This is a genomic window from Amycolatopsis alba DSM 44262 (assembly GCF_000384215.1).
In the GTDB taxonomy this organism is placed as follows: Bacteria; Actinomycetota; Actinomycetes; order Mycobacteriales; family Pseudonocardiaceae; genus Amycolatopsis; species Amycolatopsis alba.
In genome coordinates this window covers 3,676,281-3,692,665 of record NZ_KB913032.1, presented here as the reverse complement: position 1 = coordinate 3,692,665, position 16,385 = coordinate 3,676,281, and the positions used below count along the sequence as shown (strand labels likewise).

Sequence of the window (16,385 nt, the reverse complement as noted above, 5' to 3'; positions counted from 1 at the left end):
TTGTTCAAGGACAACGAAATCGAACGGAGAACACCGCATGACCCTCGACGGCAAGGTGGCTTTGGTGACCGGCGGCAGCCGCGGGATCGGGGCCGCCACGGCGATCCGGCTCGCCGAGGACGGCGCAGACGTCGCGCTCACCTACCAAAACAACGCTGAACTCGCGGCCGGTGTCGTGGACACGATCAAGGCACTCGGCCGTCGCGCGCTGGCGGTCCAGGCCGACAGCGCCGACGCCGCCGCGATCTCCGCGGCCGTCGAAACGACGGTCGCCGAGTTCGGCAGGCTCGACGTGCTGGTCAACAACGCGGGCGTCGGCTTCGTCGGCCCGCTCGACCAGACGAGCCTGGAGGACATCGACCGCGTGCTCGCGGTCAACGTCCGCGGTGTCTACGTGGCCACCCAGGCCGCGGCCCGGCACCTCGGCGAAGGCGGCCGCGTGATCAGCATCGGCAGCTGCGTCTCGGACCGCGTGCCCGGTCCGGGGATGTCGCTGTACGCGGTGAGCAAGACCGCGCTGCTGGGCCTGACCAAGGGGCTCGCCAGGGAACTCGGGCCGCGCGGCATCACCGTGAACATCGTCCACCCCGGCCCGACCGACACCGACATGAACCCGGCCGACGGCCCGTACGCCGCCGACCAGCGGAGCCTGACGGTGTTCGACCGCTACGGCTCGCCGTCGGAGGTCGCCGCCACCGTGTCGTTCCTGGCACGGCCGGAAAGCGCGTACGTGACCGCGACGACCGTCTCGGTCGACGGCGGGCACGCGGCCTAGTCGGCGGACAGGCCGATCTCGCGCGCGAGATCGGCCAGCATCGCGTCGAAGAGGACGTCCGGTTTCGAGAACGGGATCGGATAATTGCCGAAGACCTCGAGCGTGACGTGCCCGTAGAGCCGGGCCCAGAACTGGATCATCAGGTACGTCACGCCGAGGTCGAGCTTCTCGAGCGGGAACGTCTCACCGGACTCCTCCAGTACGGCCAGCAATTCCCCTTGGAACGACGTGAGATCGTCGCGCAACTCGGCCGGGACCACGTCGTTCGACGGCGTCACCAGATCGTGCATCGCGAGCACCCGGCCCGCCGCCGCGAGGAAGATCCGCCCGAACGGCTCGCCCAGCCTGCTCAACGTGTCGTCGCCCGCGGGCGACGCGAAGACCAGCGTGAACTCCTTGGTGTGCGCGAGCGCCCAGCGCCGGAATCCCTTGCAGATGGCGAAAAGCTGAAGCGCGCCCTCGTCCGGCAGTTGCGCGATGTCCTCGGCCAGCCCGGCCGCGAGATCCGCGACGACGTCGGCGCGAAGGTGCTCGACCAGATCGTCACGCGAGCCGTAGTAGCGGTACAACGCCGGCGCCGTGATGCCGAGCTCGCGCGCTATCGCCCGCAGGGTCACGGCCTCCGGCCCCTGCTCGACCAGGAGCGCCCGCGCCGTCCGCCGGATGTCCTGATCGGTCGCGGCCCGCTCGCGACCCCTGCGGCCGGTGTTGTTCATCCGGGCATTCTAGGTGGTCAGTGCGCCCTTACCGCGGAACAGCCCAACAGGCGAGCCTGGAGCGCCGTGAGTGGCCGGAGCGCCAGGAAAATCGGTACGGACATCCCGGCCGCGACGAAGAAATGCACGATCCACGCCCCCGCCAGCGTCGGCCCGCCCCACGTGCCCTCGGGGTCGTCCCCGGACCAGAAAAGTCCGTAGGTCGCGATGCGGCCGACGAGATACAAGAGCAGAAACGCGAGCAGGAACGCGACCGCACTCGGCCCGAAGGCCACCACGAACCGCGCCCGTCCCCCGCCCTCCCGCCCGAGCCACCGCCGCGCCAGCCCGCGCTGGACCTTCGCGCCGCCGAGGAAGCCCGGAAGTACGAGAAGCGCGTAGATCGCGCGTTTCCAGTCCGAAATCGTCATGCTCCGCACGCTATGAGCCGCTGACCAGCGCGGATACCGGGTCAGCCGCCATCTCCGGTAGGGGAAACCGGATGCTGTGGTGATCCACACGACCGGGGTGTTGATGCGCGCGAAACGTCCCCTGATGCCAGACGGGTATGCCACACTCGGTCGCCGAACGGCTACGACGTGAACAGGGGAGGTTCGCGTGTCGAACCCTGAGCAGCTCTTCGCTGATTTCGAGGCCAAGCTGGCCGACGCCCAGCGGAAGGCGAATCAGATGCGCACCGAGATCGAAGGTGTCTCGGTGTCCGAACGCAGCAAGGACGGCCAGATCTCGGTCAAGGTCAACCACGCGGGGAACCTGGTGGGCCTGGAGATCGGCCCGTCCGTGCGGGACAACCCGGCGCTCGCGCAGGAGATCCTCCGCGTCGTCCAGAGCGCCCAGAGCAAACTGGCGGGCGCGATGCAGACCGGTGTCCCGTCCATCGCGGGCACCGAGACCATGAACGAGCTGGTCAACCAGCTGCACAACGAGTACCCGGAACCCGAACCGACCGACTACGTCGAGGGCGGCCACCAGGCCGTGGACGAGGACGACCGCTTCGTCGCCGAAGACGAACTCGACGCGCCTCCGCCCCCGCCTGCTCCGAAGCCGCCCGCTCCTCCGGCCCCGCCCGTGCCGCCGCGTGCCGCGCGTCGGCAGCAGCCGGATCACGAGGACGACTACTTCGCCGGCGGCGACTTCCTGCGCTGAGCGGGTTTCTTGAGGGAGGGAAATCATGGTGCAGCCACAAGGCGATCAGGGCTTCAACGTCGATCCGGTGCAGATCGACGAACACGCCAAGCAAGTGGAAGAGACGCACGAGCATTTACGGGTCGCGCTCGACGCTGACAGAGATCGTGTGGACATGTTGGCCTTCGGACTGATCGGCAACATGTGCGGAATGCCGTTGATCTGCAACAACCTTTCGGAGAATGTGCGAGAGGCTCTGCAGTCGGCGATCTCGGCAGGTGAGCACCATGTCGCAGCGGTACGGAAGTGGGCTGAGGTGCGTCGGGTGACCGAGCAGGACGCGATCGACCTTCTGAAGCGGGCAGAGCAGGTGGAACGTGGCTGAGAACGACGTCCTCAAGAACGCCAAGGGCGAAACGGACGCCGAAAAGTACAAGGTGGACAACGCGCTGGAAGGTGCGGGCGCGGTCCAAGACCTGGCCGGCGGCGTCGAAAAGCTCGCGAACGGTGATTGGACGGAAGGACTCCTCAGTCTGGCGGGAGCCGTCCCGGACATCATCGAGGTCATTAAAAACCCTCTGGAAACCCTGATGAGCTGGGGTTTCGGGTGGATTATCGAGCATGTCGACTTTCTGAAGGAGCCGCTCAACTGGGTCTCCGGTGATCAAGACGCCCTCGATCTCGAAGTGCAGAAATGGCTGGAGGTCGGCAAATACGTCAAGACAACCGCCGAGAAGCTGACCGATGAGGTCCAAAAGAACTGTATGGAGTGGTCAGGTGCCGCGGCTGACGCATATCGCTCGTACGTTCAAAAGCAGCTCAACGGGTACCGGGAAATTGTAAGGCTCGCCGAGCGCGCCGGGAGCATCATCAACATCTGCAAGACCGTGCTCTCGGTGGTTCGAACGATCATTCGTGACCTGATCACCGACACCTTGGCAAAGATCGTCATGATCATAGCCAGGTATCCGCCACCTGCCTATCCGGCCGCTTTGGCCGCAGAGGGTGTTCCCTTCGCGATCGAAAAAAGCACCGAGGCCATGACGTGGGCTGAGAAGCTGATGCGCGTCCTCCTGCGCGCGAAGTCCATGTTGATGGACTTCTACAAGAACGTCGGCGACCTCATCAAGAAGGGCGACGTGTTCGAAGGCGCGGGAATGGGTGCGTTCTGGGAGGTGGCGAAGGAAGCAGGAAAGACAGCCGTCAAAGAGGTGGTCAAGAGCGCGTCGGAAGACAAGGCGCGTGACAGGCAAGAGACGACTATCGGCGCCCCCGGAGAAGCGAAGCCACCAGCCAAGGCGGAAGGTGGTGCCGGAGTCCGGCGGACTCCCGAATCAGAACCGATCTTCGAGCAACCTGGAACGCAGCGGATATCCGGGTCGATCCAGTGAGTAGCGGTCTTCTGATGACCGGGTACGAAGCCGTTCCCACGGTCACACGCAGATCCCCTTGGAGGGTGGTCGGTGCCACCCTCGGTGTGCTCATCTACGCGCTGATCTGCTGGACCCTCATCGGCCGCGGGATCGTGTCCGACGGTGAGGAGGGAACGGGCGGGCTGGCCGATATGGCGACGGCGAAGACTTGCGAGGAGGTAGGGCCGCTGAGCATCGCCGGGATCGGCTATTACTGGGTTTGCGACATCGAGGTTCGCCCGTATTCATCCCGGTACAGTGAGAATGTGGTGGCGGCACGGTCGTTCCCGGACGAGTTGACACCGGCCGACATAGGTAAGCCGGTCCGAGTCAAAGAGGTCGGCAGGTACTACGCGCGGGATTTCAAGAGCGATGTTCCGTGGTGGAGCGTCGCACCTGCGGTCGGTGGGGTCGTGGGGTTGGGGCTGTTCGCCCACTGGCGACGAAACAAGCGTTTCCGCCAACCTATCTCCGAAGCACCCGTGACCACCTCGCTTTCTCTCTCGTCAGTTCGCCCGTTGGGTGGTGTGGCGGCTCCTGCCGGTCTGCCCGCGACGGCATCGAGAACAGTCACCCCCAACGACTGGTCGGCCGCCAAGTTCTGGCGCATTTGCGGGGTGATCTTCGTGGTCGCCGTCATCTCCGGGATCGTGGGTTTCACCGCGGACCGCGGAACGGAGCTCCGCGAAGCGACCCTGACGATCGCGGCGATCGGACTCCTCTCGCCCGGATTGCTTTGGTTCTGCACTCCAGCACGATGGAAAAAGGCGAGCTGGTGCACCACGCTCACGGTGTCGGTCAAGGGAATTCGCTGGTTCCGCCGTGATAAGGCGACCTTCGAGGTGAGCTGGGACGAGCTTCGGGAGCTTCGGCTGACCACTGTCACCGATGGCAAGCGCACCTTGCGCATGATCGACTTCTTCCCCCTCGATGAGGATTTCGCGAAGCGGCATCGACCGCTGAAAGGGCTATGGGAAATCGGGGCGAACCTCGATGGCCGTCTGCTTCCGCCGGTCGTGAACGGCTACCGGATTCCTGAGGCGTTCAGTGACGCCGCGTTCGCCGAAATCCGGACCGCGATGACGATGATCCGGCCGGACAAGCTGAGCGAGTATCGGGGAGTTCCGCAGAACAGGCCCGCGTCCTGAGTTGAGGCGCCCCGTCTGAACGGGGCGCCGCCGGCGCCGATCACTCGGGGGGCTACGTGATCGACGCCGGCGACCCGATGCCCTGCTCCCGTACTCAGAACGGGACCGGGGCAACGTCACCGCTCAACCGCGGCAACGCATCTCAAGAGCGGGCGTGATCGCCGAAGTGACGCCCGAGGGAAGGTTATCCCCCGAAAGAGTGACGGCGTTCCGCTGCTCGCCTGATTGTCGCACTACACGCCGAGAAAGTTACAAAGTTCTTCACATCTTCGCCGGGAGAAGGGTCATGACCGGACAACTCCTGGTCATGGCATCGTCTCCTCCATGACTTCTCAGGTGCTGGTCATCGGGTCCGCCAATGCCGATCTCGTCGTCCCGGTCGACCGCCGACCCGGTGGTGGCGAAACCGTACTCGGTGGCGACACGATCTTGTCGCCGGGTGGCAAAGGCGCCAATACCGCCGTCGCCGCGGCCCGGCTCGGCGCGGAGGTCGCGCTGCTGGGGGCGGTCGGCGATGATCCGTACGGCGAGTTGCTCAAGCGTTCGCTGGCGGAGTCCGGGGTGAACACGGATTCGCTGCGTACGAGCGATCGTCCTACTGGGATCGCGTACATCACGGTCACCCCCGATGGCGAGAACTCGATTCTCGTCTCTCCCGGTGCCAACTCCGGTTTGCGGCCCGAGGACGTCGATCTCGACGGCGCCGAGATCGTGGTGCTGTCGCTGGAGATTCCACTTGAAACGGTCGAGCACGCCGTTGCGAGAGCTGTCGAAAAGGGCGTGAAGACGCTGCTGAACCTTTCGCCTGCGGCCGAACTTCCCGAAAAGACACTCCAGGGTCTCGACGTCCTGTTGGTCAACGAGCACGAGGCGGGGTTCCTGCTCGGCGGCGAGGCCGACTTCCCGAAGCTGCTCGACCTCGGTCCGAAGGCCGCTGTCGTCACGCTCGGCGCGAAGGGTGCCGCGGTGGTGACCGCGGACGGGGTGACGGAGGTGTCGTCGCCGAAGGTCGAGGCTGTCGACACGACGGGAGCCGGTGACGCTTTCGCGGGTGCGCTCGCCGCGTCGCTCGCGAAGGGCGAGAAGCTGGCCGACGCGGCGCGCTGGGCGGTGAAGGTGGCGGCGATCACTGTGACGCGCCAGGGCGCGCAGCCTTCCTATCCGACGGCATCCGAACTGGAATGATGTCTTCTTCTGTGTTGTGCTGTTGGTTATGAGCCAGGTCACGTCCCCTATGAGATATGGTCTAGACCATGCCGTCTGAGTCACTGACCGGGGTCGCCGTCAGTCCCGGCCGCGCGAGCGGTCCTGTCGTCCGAGTCGCCGAACCCCTCGGCGAACCCGCGAGCACACCGGCACCGGCCGATCCCGCCGTCGAGGCCGCCCGGATCGACCCGGCCGCGCAGATCGTGGCGGCCCGGCTCGAGAAGCTGGCCGAGACCGCGACCGGTGAGGCCGCGACGATCCTCATCACCACCGCGGCCATGGCGGCCGACCCCGCGCTCGTTTCTTCCGCGGAGAAACTGGTCAAGGACCAGAACCTGCCCGCGCCGCGTGCCGTGTTCCAGGCGGCCGGCAAGTTCGCCGACGCGCTCGCTGCCGCGGGCGGTTACATGGCCGAGCGGGCCCGCGACGTCCTCGACGTGCGCGACAGGCTCGTCGCCGAACTGCTCGGCATCGCGCCTCCTGGCGTTCCCGACCTGGACTCGCCGAGCGTGCTCGTCGCGCGTGACCTCGCGCCCGCTGACACCGCCGGGCTCGACCCGGACAAGGTCCTCGCGCTCGTCACCGAAGAGGGCGGCCCCACCAGCCACACCGCGATCCTCGCCCGCGCGCTCGGCATCCCCGCCGTCGTCGCGGTCCGCGGGGTGCTCGCGCTCGACGCGCAAGCGCTTGCGGTGGACGGTGACACCGGTGTCGTCGAGATCGCGGACCCGAACGACGAGATCGTCACGGCCGCCAAGACCGGCGCGATCGAGTGGGACGGCACCGGCGCGACCGCCGACGGCCACCGCGTGAAGGTGCTCGGCAACGTCGGTTCCGCCACCGACGCGCAGGCCGCGGCCGAGGCGGGTGCCGAAGGGGTGGGCCTCTTCCGCACCGAGTTCTGCTACCTCGACGCTTCTTCCGAGCCGAGCGTCGAAGAGCAGCGCAAGGCGTACACCGCTGTGCTGACGCCGTTCCGCGGCAAGCCGGTCATCGTCCGCACGCTCGACGCGGGCGCCGACAAGCCCCTCGCCTTCCTGGAGCCCGACGACGAACCCAACCCGGCGCTCGGCGTACGCGGGCTTCGGGTCGCCTTCGACCGGCCCGAGATCCTCGACCGCCAGCTCGAGGCCATCGCGGGTGCCGCGCAGGATTCCGGCGCCGAGGTTTCGGTGATGGCGCCGATGGTCGCCACGGTCGCCGAGGCCGCTTGGTTCGCCGAGCGCGTCCGTGCCGCCGGAATCGCCCGCGCGGGCGTGATGATCGAGATCCCGGCCGCGGCGCTGACCGCCCGCGAGATCCTCGACGTGGTCGACTTCGTCTCCGTCGGCACCAACGACCTCGCGCAGTACACCTTCGCCGCGGATCGCCAGCTCGGCGCCGTCGCCAAGCTCAACGATCCGTGGCAGCCAGGGCTGCTGCGCCTGCTCAAGGTCATCGGCCAGGCCGCGAAGGACACCGGCAAACCCGCCGGCGTCTGCGGTGAGGCCGCCGCCGACCCGAGGCTCGCACTGGTACTGGCCGGGCTCGGCCTGACCAGTCTGTCGATGAACGCGCCGGCCGTGCGCGCGGTCGGCGCGAGCCTGGCCGCCACGACACTGGCCGAATGCGAGTCGCTCGCCGAGGCGGCTTTGGCCACGTCGGACCCGGTCGAGGCCCGCGCCGCGGCCGCCAAGCGATAGCAAAGGTCCCTTGCTCCCGCGGTGGTGAACTTGGGGCTGGTCGGCCAGGCCGCGGCGATGTTCGTCGTGACCAACATCGACGACATCGTGCTGCTCGCGCTCTTCTTCGGCCGCGGGGGCGCGGCGAGGGTGGTGGCCGGGCAGTACCTCGGGTTCGCCGGGATCCTCGCCGTCTCGATCGTCGGGGCGCTCGGGGCCGGCCTGCTGCCGGATGCCGTCCTGCCCTGGCTCGGGCTGGTTCCGCTCCTGCTCGGCCTCCGGGCGGCGTGGCGCGTCTGGCGTGATCGCGGCACGGAGGGCGAAGAGCCCGAGGCCGGTCCCGGTGTGCTCGCCGTGGCGGGGGTGACCTTCGCCAACGGCGGCGACAACATCGGCGTCTACGTCCCCGTGTTCGCCACCACCGGCACCGGCGGGCTGATCGTGTACGCGGTCGTGTTCCTCGCGCTCGTCGCGGTCTGGTGCGTCGCGGGCCGGTTCTTCGCGACCCGTCCGGTGATCGCCCGCGCCCTGGCGCGCTGGGGCCACTTCCTGCTTCCGGTCGTCCTCATCGGAATCGGCTTGGTGATTCTCTTGACCGCCTGATGTCGAAATCCGGTCCGCCACTTCGACGCCTTGGTGAAGACACCGAAGCGACGAAAGGACGCCGACCATGACGACCACCGAGACCCCGACGCGGGCAGGCCGCCGGGAGTGGGTCGGGCTGGCCGTACTGGCCCTCCCCACCTTCCTCGTCTCCCTCGACGTGTTCGTGCTGATCCTCGCGCTGCCCAAACTCAGCCAGAGCCTCGGCGCCGACAGCACCCAGCAGCTGTGGATCATGGACGTCTACGGCTTCATGATCGCCGGGTTCATGGTCACCATGGGTACCCTCGGCGATCGCATCGGCCGCCGGAAACTGCTGCTCGTCGGCGCCACGGCGTTCGGCCTGGCCTCCGTGCTGGCGGCGTTCTCGACCAGCGCGCTGATGCTCATCGCCGCCCGCGCGATCCTCGGCATCGCCGGTGCGACGCTGGCGCCGTCGACACTCGCCCTGATCAGCAACCTGTTCCCCGACAGCCGTCAGCGCTCCCTCGCGATCGGCATCTGGGCCGGCTGTTTCACCGTCGGCGCGATCGTCGGCCCGATGGTCGGCGGCGTGCTGCTGGAGCACTTCTGGTGGGGATCGGTGTTCCTGCTCGGCGTCCCCGCCATGGTCCTGCTGCTCGTGGTCGGCCCGAAGCTCCTCCCCGAGTACCGCAACGAGAACGCCGGCCGTCTCGACCTGGCGAGCGTCGCGCTTTCGCTGGCCACGATCCTGCCCGCGGTCTACGGCATCAAGGAACTCGCCCGCGAGGGCCTCGACCCGATCCCGGTGGCGTCGCTCCTGATCGGTCTCGGCTTCGGCGCGGTGTTCGTGCGGCGCCAGCGGACCCTTCAGGACCCGCTGATCGACCTGAAGCTGTTCCGCAGCCGCGCGTTCTCGACGGCGATCGGCGGGATGTGCGCGTTCACCATGCTTGGCGGGACGAGCATGCTGTTCGTCGCGCAGTTCTTCCAGGTCGTGTTGGAGCTTTCGCCGGTCGGCGCCGCGCTGGCACTGGTGCCGGGCATGCTCGCCTCGACCGTCAGCTTCCTGGCCGCCCCGATCCTCGCCCGCCGCTTCCGTCCCGCCACCCTGATCGCCACCGGACTGGTCGGCGCCATCGCCGGATTCCTGCTGCTGACGCAGGTCGAGGCCGGAGCCGGTCCGGTGATCCCGGCGATCGCCTTCGCCATCACCTGCCTGTGCGGCGGACCGCTGGTCACCTTGGGCACGGATCTGGTCGTCGGCTCCGTGCCGCCGGAGAAGGCCGGTTCGGCGGCCTCGCTTTCGCAGACCGGCAACGAGTTCGGCTACGCGCTGGGCATCGCGACCGTCGGGTCGCTGGGCAACGCCGTCACCCAGGCCCGGCTCGCCGACGCTGTCCCGGCGCACGACGCCTTCGCCAGCGGCATGCACGCGGTGTCCGGGCTGGCGGCGCTGGTGCTGGCCGGGATCGCGTACTTCGTGGTCCGGCACCTCCGGCACGTGCGCCCTGTCGGGGCTTAACCGAAGAAGCCGCGCTTCGGGTACTTGATGATCAGCGACCCCCCGTGCACGCGACCGGTGATGACGAACCGGGGCGTGCCGGGGCGGCCGTTCGACCGGGTCCGGTCGTCGAGGTTCCCGAACTTGATGTCGGTGATCGAGTTGGTGTCGACCGCGGCATCGTCGGGGATGGTGATCTCCACCGGCCCCCATTTGGCCTGCAGTTCGATGTGCACCACCGGGTGCCGGATCTCGGCCTGGGAGAAGTCCAGTTTCGTGGCGCCGTACTTGTTCCGGATCACCATCGACTCCGGGACCAGCCAGTTCCCGTCGCGCTGCAACGCCGAGTACTTGCCGTTGAGCTGCATGACCTGCCCGGACGGCTGGGCGTAGGCGTGCTGCCTCGGCGGCGCCCACGGGTTCTGCTGCTGCCGGGGCACCATGCCCGCCGCGGGATGCACCAGACCGGGCAGATCCGTGAGCACCGCGTTCAGCTCGCCGCGGGTCTTCGACGCGAGGGCGCGGTCGGTCCGCTCGGTGAACTCGTCGAGGTTCAGCATCCCGAGGCCGATCGCCTTCTGCAGCACTTCGACGACGTGTTCGCGTTCCGCGTCGGAGACCCGGATGTCCCGTCCGGTCAACGGCTTGGTTTCGGTCGTCGGCTGCTCTTCCTCGCCCATGCCTGGAATGGTAGAACCGGATCTCACGCGCGAGATCGGGGAAATACCCTGAACAGACCCGCATTTCTCCCCTGTGCCGCCCTGGTGGCGGCGGTCCTTCTGCTGGCCGGGTGCACCGGTGTCACGACGCCCCCCGTATCCCCTCCGGAGTCGACACCTCCGCCACCTTCGAAACTCGAAGGCCGAGCGGTGGACTACAGCGGCTTTCGCCTGATCATGGCGACGTCACCGCCGTCGATGCTCGATACCACCACCGGTGTCACCACCCCGCTTCCCGGCGCTCCGGCCGGCGACCGGGTCAACGATGTCATGCGGGTCGGGAAGTTCCCGGTCGTGCTGTCGGCCGCCCGCTGCGGTCCGTCCTGCCTGGAGCCGTCCGAGGTGCTCGCCTACGGGGATCCCAAGAACCAGCCGTGGAAACTGGGCAAGGCCCGCAGCGTCGCCCCGTCGGCCGACGAGACCGGCGTCTGGCTGGTTCGCGACGACGGCAACGACCTCTGCCGTCTCCAGTTCGTCTCCCTGCTCGGCGCCGAACGCGACCGCGGCCGCCCGGCGAGTTGCACGACGGCGGTGCGCCAGGAGGTGCCGCAAGGCCTGCTGATCACGGTGAACGCCGGGACGGCGACCGCCGAGGACGTGCTGATCGACCCCGCCACCGGCCGCGCCGTGCACCAGTTCCCCCGCGTCCTCGCGATCACCAAGGACCGGATGCTGCTCGCCGAGCTGACCGAGTTCTCCGTGCTCGACCTGCGGAACAACCAGCGCACGCCGGTCCGGTGGCCGGTGGCCAACGGCAAGCCCGACCACGTGGTGCCGAGCCGCGACGGGTACAAGGTGGCCGTTCTTTTCGGCGACCCCGCCTGGGCCGGGACGAGCACGCAGACCGCCGACCTGTGGGTGCTCGCCCTCGACACGCTGACCTGGACGCGCGCGCCCTCGATGCCGATCGCGACCGCGCTGAAGCAGGTCGCGGTCGAGTGGGGCGACGACGCCGCCCTGGTGCTCGTCACCGACGTGGTCGCGAGCTGGTCGCTCGACCGGACAGAGTGGCTGATCGTGAAGACGCCGCTGCCCGCCGAACGGAACCCGTCGGCGGTGGCCATCGCCCAGGGCTGAGCTACTCGGCGTCCAGTCCGTGCTCGATGGCGTAGCGGGCGAGTTCGACCCGGTTGTGCAGCTGGAGTTTCCGCAGCGTCGACTGGACGTGGTTCTCCACAGTCCGGTGGGAGAGCACCAGCTTCTCGGCGATCTGCCGCGCCGTCATCCCCTTCGCGACCAGGCGCAGGACGTCGGTCTCGCGTTCGGTCAGCCGCGGCGGCGCCGGTCCGTCGTCCGGGGCGTCGGCCATGCGGCGGTACTCGCCGAGGACGAGCCCGGCGAGCCCGGCGGTGAACACCGGATCCCCGGCGGCCGTCCGCTTGACCGCGTCCACCAGCTCGCTCGCCGAAGCCGATTTGACCAGGTACCCGGACGCCCCGGCCTTGACCGCCTCGAGGACGTCGCTGTGCTCGCCACTGGCGGACAGCACCAGGACCTTGGTCGACGGCAGTTCCGCGGTGATCTCGCGGGTGGCGTCGACACCCGACGTCTCCCCGAGGTTGAGGTCCATCAGCACGACGTCCGGTTTGACCGTGCGCGCGATCCGCACCGCGGCGGGCGCGTCCGGCGCGGTGGCCCGCACGTCGAAACCGTGCTCGGTCAGGTCACGCGCGACCCCGTCCCGCCACATCGGATGGTCGTCGACCACCATCACCGAAACACCGGGCGCGTCGGTCATCGCTTCCCCCTCGCCGCCACTGGAACCTTGATTTCCCATTCCGTGCCCTGGCCGGGCGCGGTGTCGAGCGCCGCGCTTCCGCCCAGATCCCGCACGCGTCCCTTGATGGACTCCGCGATACCCAGATGTCCCTCGGCCGCCGCGCGTTCCAACACGCCCTGCGCGATTCCCGGTCCGTCGTCGCGGACGCTGACCACGACTTCGGTGCCGAGGTCCTCCAGCAGCACCCAGGCATGCGCGTCCTCGCCCGCGTGCTTCTCGACGTTCGACAGCGCCTCGCGCGCCACCGCCACCAGCTCCACGGTCACGTGCTCGGGCAATTGGACCTCGCCTGCGGGTGTCGAGACCTGCACCGACGGCGTCGCGAGCAGCTGCAGCGCGGCCCGCAGATCGGTGGTCCCGTTCTCGCTCGGATGTGTCGGCTCGGTGGTGACCAGCGCCCGCAGCGCGATCTCCTGCTCACCGGCCAGTTTCGCCAGTTCGGCGGCCTCCCCGCCGAATTCGGCGCCGCGTTTGCGCACCCGCGCGAGCACCTGGAGGACGCTGTCGTGGATCGAGCGGGCGAGCCGCTCGCGTTCGGCCGTGGCGGCCTCCATGCGCAATGCCCTGGTCAGCGCGTCCGCGGACCGGCGCGCCATGGTCGCGGCCAGCCCGATCACGAACCCGCTCGCGGTCAGCAGGAATCCGTCCCGCGCGACGTCGACGTCGAACCGCCAGCGCACCAGCCCGGTGACCGCCGAAACCACCAGCCCGGCGAGCACCCCGCCGAGCGCGCCGAACCGCGTCCCGGCGGCCGCGGGCGGGACCGCCGCCCACACCGTCGTGATGAGCGGGGTGTTGGCGTCGAACTGCTTGGTGGTCAGGATCCACGCCGACGTGAACATGAGGGCGACGGTCAGCACGAGATCGAAGCCGACCAGCCACGGCCAGCGGCTCGACGGCCGCGCGTAGAACAGGCTGCTGAGCACCGTCCACGCCGTCATCACGCCGAACGACGTCCACGCGAGCCACTTGTCGGCGTAGCCGTCGTAGTGAACGATGAACGAACCCAGCGCGAAGAGCAGCGTTGTCACGCGAAGCACGATCACCCCGCGCCACAGCGGGGTGGCGGGGTCCCGCGTGCCGAGCGCCGAGACCGCTCGCCAGAGCGGGGTGTCCGTCATGACTTGGCTTCGGACTCTTTCTCTTCCCCCGGATCGTTCGGCGTCGCCGCCTGATCCCGCAGGACGTCGATGTCGGCCGGGTCGGGATCCTGTTCGTGCAGCAGCGACCGGATACCCGCGTTGAGCACCGCGAGCAGCGGCACCGACAGCAGCGCGCCGGCGATCCCGGCGGAGACGAGACCGGCGGTGATCGCGAGCACCACGGCGAGCGGGTGCAGCTTGACCGCGCGGCCCAGCAGGATCGGCTGCAGCACGTGGCTTTCCAGCTGCATGACACCGATGACGATGGCCAGCACGACCAGCGCGCCGACGACCCCCTTCGTCACCAGTGCGATCAGCACCGCGACCGCGCCCGCGATCACGGCGCCGATGATCGGGATGAACGCGCCGAGGAAGACCAGCGTCGCCAGCGGGATCACCAGCGGCACCCCGACGATCGCCAGCCCGATGCCGATGCCGACCGCGTCGACCACGGCCACCGCCGCCGTCGCGCGCACGTAACTGACCAGCGACGCGAAGCCTCGACGCCCGGCGACGTCGATCCGGTTGCGCACCCGCCTCGGTACGCCGCGGCAGAGGAACGTCCAGATCTGGTCGCCGCCGGAGAGGAAGAAGATGAGGATGAACAGCGTCAGGATGAAACCGGTGACGATCTCGCCGACCGTGCCCGCCGTGGTGAGCGCGGTGGTGGTGATCGACGCCTGGTTGTTCTGCAGGAAGCTGATCGCCTGGTTGATGAACTCCTGGATCTGCTCCTGGCGCAGGTGCAGCGGCCCGTCGATGAGCCAGCTCTTGATCTGGTTGAGGCTCTCCGTCAGCTGTTTCTGCAGTTCCGGCAGACCGGACGAGAACTGCGCGACGACGAACGTCAGCAGCCCGCCGAGTACCGCGAGCCCGGCGATCAGCACTATCCCGGCCGCGAGCCCGCGCGGGAACTTGATCGTCTGCAGCTTGGAGACCGCGGGCGCGAGCAACGCGGCGAGCAGCAGCGCGATCGACAGCGGGATCACGACCACCGACAGGTAGCCGATCAGGAACACGATCACGTAGAGCGCGGCGATCACCACGATGAAACGCCACGACAGTGCCGCGCCGATCCGCAGGCCGCGTGGCACCAGGTTGGTGACGTCTTCGCTGGACTCGGAGAGGAACGGGTTCGACGGGTCGAATTCCGGCTGTTTGCGCTGGGGCTCGCTCACCGGCTCACCGTATCGGTCCGAGGCGACGTTTCTTGAACATTCCGGGCAACGCGCACGGGTCGAATTCGCCCGATGCGACGCTTGACACACCGCTCGCCGGTCGACTCCGGAGTAACCAGGCCTCGCCTGCCTTGATCACTTATCGTGATTCCGTGCTACACCGTGTGTTCTTCACACGATCGTGCCATCAAGGCGCTCCTGGCTCGCTTTGGCCTTCCGCACTTTGCTTACCTCGGTCCCGCAACCGATGAACGGCACACCGAAACGACAGGAGCCCGAGTGACGAACGCGGCGAAGAACGAGGGGCGGGGCGCGGCGCGCTTCGGCCGTCTCGCTTCGCGTGCGCTGTTCGTTCTCGGCGGCGCCGTCGCCGGTTCCGCCGCCGTGTGGGCCGTTTCCGGCGCTTCCGCTTCCGCGGACATCGCCCCGGTGGTCTCCGCTCCCGACACGAGCGTCACCCCGGTCACCGACGCCACCACGGCCGGGCTGACCGACGTTTCCCGCGGTGCCTCCAAGTTCTCCGGCGACGTCGCAGGCGCGGTGTGCGGCGACCGCCACCAGGAAGCCACCACGTGGTCGATGCCGGAGGACACCAAGACCTCCCCGGCGAAGCACCACTGCGGCGGCGACATCCGCGCCGACGAGCACGAGGTCTCCAGCCGCGTCAGCGACGCTGTCACCGACTTCGCGGACACCTCGGTGGTCACTCCGGTCAAGCGGACCCTCGGCGCCGTCGAGCACATCGTGCGCAAGCCGCAGGACACCCGCCAGGTGCTGGACGAGACCTTCGCCCCGTCACCCGAGTTCGGCAACAAGGTCTGGGACCTCCTCGACCCGCGCGGACACGGCGACCTCGTACCGGAGCTTCCGGTCAGCGGCGGCCCGGTCGACCCGAAGTCCCCGCTGGAGACCGGCGGCGCCGGTGACCAGGTCACCGACTTCGCGCAGCTGGCGACGACCCAGTTCCCCGATTACTCCGAGACCGTCCTGCCGATGCCGTCGCTCGTGCAGCAGCACGACGCGTTCGACCAGGACCAGGACTCTCCTTCCCGTGACGGACACCGCGGCGACTTCCCGCGTCCGCTCACCCCGGCGCCGCTTCCCGTCGCGCCGTCCATCCCGACTGTCCCCGGTGGCGGCAACGCCCCCGGTGGTCACCTCGACGGCCTGACCCACGGCGTTCCCGCCTGGCTCGTCGCCGCCGTCGAGCGTTCCCTGACCGGCTACGCGCTGGCAGGCACGCGGTACATGCCGCTCACTCCGGGCTCGCAGCCCGGCGTCACTCCCGACTGAACACCTCCCTCCGCGGGGTAGCCGACGCGCCTCACGCCTCCCGATTCCGGGCTTGGCTTCGCGTCCGCTCCTGAACCCCCGCGAAACGGCGGTGCGCTTTTGTGCGCCCGCAGCCAGTTCCACCCCCCTCTGGTGCCTGTTCGAAGGCACCTCTCTGAACCC

Annotated in this window: 17 protein-coding genes; 11 read left to right on the top strand and 6 right to left on the bottom strand. The window is 68.5% G+C overall.

From position 1 onward, the window contains the following. The first annotated feature begins 37 nt into the window (after positions 1-37). Positions 38-775: an SDR family oxidoreductase gene (locus AMYAL_RS0117535; RefSeq protein WP_020632612.1), complete on the top strand. Its 738-nt coding sequence runs from the start codon at positions 38-40 to the stop codon at positions 773-775. On the opposite strand, the gene AMYAL_RS0117530 is transcribed toward AMYAL_RS0117535, so the two are convergent. After that, positions 772-1,491, bottom strand: coding sequence for a TetR/AcrR family transcriptional regulator (locus tag AMYAL_RS0117530; RefSeq protein WP_020632611.1), 720 nt, complete (start codon positions 1,489-1,491; stop codon positions 772-774). The two genes, AMYAL_RS0117535 and AMYAL_RS0117530, sit on opposite strands and share 4 nt — an antisense overlap. 17 nt (positions 1,492-1,508) lie before the next feature. Beyond that, the gene (locus AMYAL_RS0117525; RefSeq protein WP_020632610.1) at positions 1,509-1,901 is read right to left on the bottom strand and encodes a hypothetical protein; all 393 of its coding nucleotides are present in this window, start codon (positions 1,899-1,901) and stop codon (positions 1,509-1,511) included. A 187-nt stretch (positions 1,902-2,088) separates the two neighbouring features. Between AMYAL_RS0117525 and AMYAL_RS0117520 the strand changes: the two genes are divergently transcribed. From AMYAL_RS0117520 to AMYAL_RS0117485, 8 genes are all read left to right on the top strand, one after another. Next, a complete protein-coding gene (locus tag AMYAL_RS0117520; protein WP_020632609.1) occupies positions 2,089-2,637 on the top strand; it encodes a YbaB/EbfC family nucleoid-associated protein in 549 nt (182 codons plus the stop codon). Positions 2,638-2,662: 25 nt separating this feature from the next. Further along, positions 2,663-3,001 carry a hypothetical protein gene (locus tag AMYAL_RS0117515; protein WP_020632608.1) on the top strand — a complete coding sequence of 113 codons (339 nt, stop codon included), beginning with the start codon at positions 2,663-2,665 and terminating at the stop codon, positions 2,999-3,001. Beyond that, on the top strand, positions 2,994-4,007 hold the full coding sequence (locus AMYAL_RS0117510; RefSeq protein WP_020632607.1) for a hypothetical protein: 1,014 nt from the start codon (positions 2,994-2,996) through the stop codon (positions 4,005-4,007). The genes AMYAL_RS0117515 and AMYAL_RS0117510 overlap by 8 nt, the downstream gene beginning before the upstream one ends. Before the next feature lie 65 nt (positions 4,008-4,072). Then, entirely contained in the window at positions 4,073-5,176 is a 1,104-nt protein-coding gene (locus AMYAL_RS0117505; protein WP_020632606.1) for a DUF6346 domain-containing protein, read from the top strand. A 324-nt stretch (positions 5,177-5,500) separates the two neighbouring features. Then, positions 5,501-6,361, top strand: a complete 861-nt coding sequence (locus tag AMYAL_RS0117500) for a ribokinase (protein WP_020632605.1) — start codon at positions 5,501-5,503, stop codon at positions 6,359-6,361. Between the two features lie 68 nt (positions 6,362-6,429). Next, positions 6,430-8,064, top strand: coding sequence for a phosphoenolpyruvate--protein phosphotransferase (gene ptsP, locus AMYAL_RS0117495; RefSeq protein ID WP_020632604.1), 1,635 nt, complete (start codon positions 6,430-6,432; stop codon positions 8,062-8,064). A 24-nt stretch (positions 8,065-8,088) separates the two neighbouring features. Then, positions 8,089-8,646, top strand: a complete 558-nt coding sequence (locus tag AMYAL_RS0117490; RefSeq protein WP_039795551.1) for a cadmium resistance transporter — start codon at positions 8,089-8,091, stop codon at positions 8,644-8,646. Positions 8,647-8,713: 67 nt separating this feature from the next. Then, positions 8,714-10,132: an MFS transporter gene (locus AMYAL_RS0117485; protein ID WP_020632602.1), complete on the top strand. Its 1,419-nt coding sequence runs from the start codon at positions 8,714-8,716 to the stop codon at positions 10,130-10,132. Here AMYAL_RS0117485 and AMYAL_RS0117480 read toward each other — a convergent pair. Further along, positions 10,129-10,791: a DUF1707 SHOCT-like domain-containing protein gene (locus AMYAL_RS0117480; protein ID WP_020632601.1), complete on the bottom strand. Its 663-nt coding sequence runs from the start codon at positions 10,789-10,791 to the stop codon at positions 10,129-10,131. The two genes, AMYAL_RS0117485 and AMYAL_RS0117480, sit on opposite strands and share 4 nt — an antisense overlap. A 189-nt stretch (positions 10,792-10,980) precedes the next feature. Here AMYAL_RS0117480 and AMYAL_RS0117475 point away from each other — a divergent pair, with 189 nt between their 5' ends. Further along, on the top strand, positions 10,981-11,907 hold the full coding sequence (locus tag AMYAL_RS0117475) for a hypothetical protein (RefSeq protein WP_020632600.1): 927 nt from the start codon (positions 10,981-10,983) through the stop codon (positions 11,905-11,907). Position 11,908: 1 nt separating this feature from the next. Here the strand turns inward: AMYAL_RS0117475 and AMYAL_RS0117470 are convergent, their stop codons facing one another. From AMYAL_RS0117470 to AMYAL_RS0117460, 3 genes are read right to left on the bottom strand one after another with little or no spacing between them, the layout of a single operon-like run. Then, a complete protein-coding gene (locus AMYAL_RS0117470; RefSeq protein ID WP_020632599.1) occupies positions 11,909-12,568 on the bottom strand; it encodes a response regulator in 660 nt (219 codons plus the stop codon). Then, positions 12,565-13,731, bottom strand: coding sequence for a MacS family sensor histidine kinase (gene macS, locus AMYAL_RS0117465; protein WP_020632598.1), 1,167 nt, complete (start codon positions 13,729-13,731; stop codon positions 12,565-12,567). The genes AMYAL_RS0117470 and macS overlap by 4 nt, the downstream gene beginning before the upstream one ends. Beyond that, positions 13,728-14,930 (bottom strand): AI-2E family transporter, encoded by a 1,203-nt coding sequence (locus AMYAL_RS0117460; RefSeq protein WP_020632597.1) that lies wholly within the window; start codon positions 14,928-14,930, stop codon positions 13,728-13,730. Before AMYAL_RS0117460 ends, macS begins: the two co-directional genes overlap by 4 nt. Positions 14,931-15,209: 279 nt before the next feature. Here AMYAL_RS0117460 and AMYAL_RS0117455 point away from each other — a divergent pair, with 279 nt between their 5' ends. Further along, positions 15,210-16,223 (top strand): hypothetical protein, encoded by a 1,014-nt coding sequence (locus tag AMYAL_RS0117455; protein WP_020632596.1) that lies wholly within the window; start codon positions 15,210-15,212, stop codon positions 16,221-16,223. The last annotated feature ends 162 nt before the right edge of the window (positions 16,224-16,385 follow it).

Coding starts and splice junctions, on each gene's coding strand:
- AMYAL_RS0117515 (WP_020632608.1), top strand. CDS start 2,663: ATGGTGCAGCCACAAGGCGATCAGGGCTTCAACGTCGATCCGGTGCAG.
- AMYAL_RS0117530 (WP_020632611.1), bottom strand. CDS start 1,491: ATGAACAACACCGGCCGCAGGGGTCGCGAGCGGGCCGCGACCGATCAG.
- AMYAL_RS0117485 (WP_020632602.1), top strand. CDS start 8,714: ATGACGACCACCGAGACCCCGACGCGGGCAGGCCGCCGGGAGTGGGTC.
- AMYAL_RS0117470 (WP_020632599.1), bottom strand. CDS start 12,568: ATGACCGACGCGCCCGGTGTTTCGGTGATGGTGGTCGACGACCATCCG.
- AMYAL_RS0117535 (WP_020632612.1), top strand. CDS start 38: ATGACCCTCGACGGCAAGGTGGCTTTGGTGACCGGCGGCAGCCGCGGG.
- AMYAL_RS0117525 (WP_020632610.1), bottom strand. CDS start 1,901: ATGACGATTTCGGACTGGAAACGCGCGATCTACGCGCTTCTCGTACTT.
- ptsP (WP_020632604.1), top strand. CDS start 6,430: ATGCCGTCTGAGTCACTGACCGGGGTCGCCGTCAGTCCCGGCCGCGCG.
- AMYAL_RS0117480 (WP_020632601.1), bottom strand. CDS start 10,791: ATGGGCGAGGAAGAGCAGCCGACGACCGAAACCAAGCCGTTGACCGGA.
- AMYAL_RS0117500 (WP_020632605.1), top strand. CDS start 5,501: ATGACTTCTCAGGTGCTGGTCATCGGGTCCGCCAATGCCGATCTCGTC.
- macS (WP_020632598.1), bottom strand. CDS start 13,731: ATGACGGACACCCCGCTCTGGCGAGCGGTCTCGGCGCTCGGCACGCGG.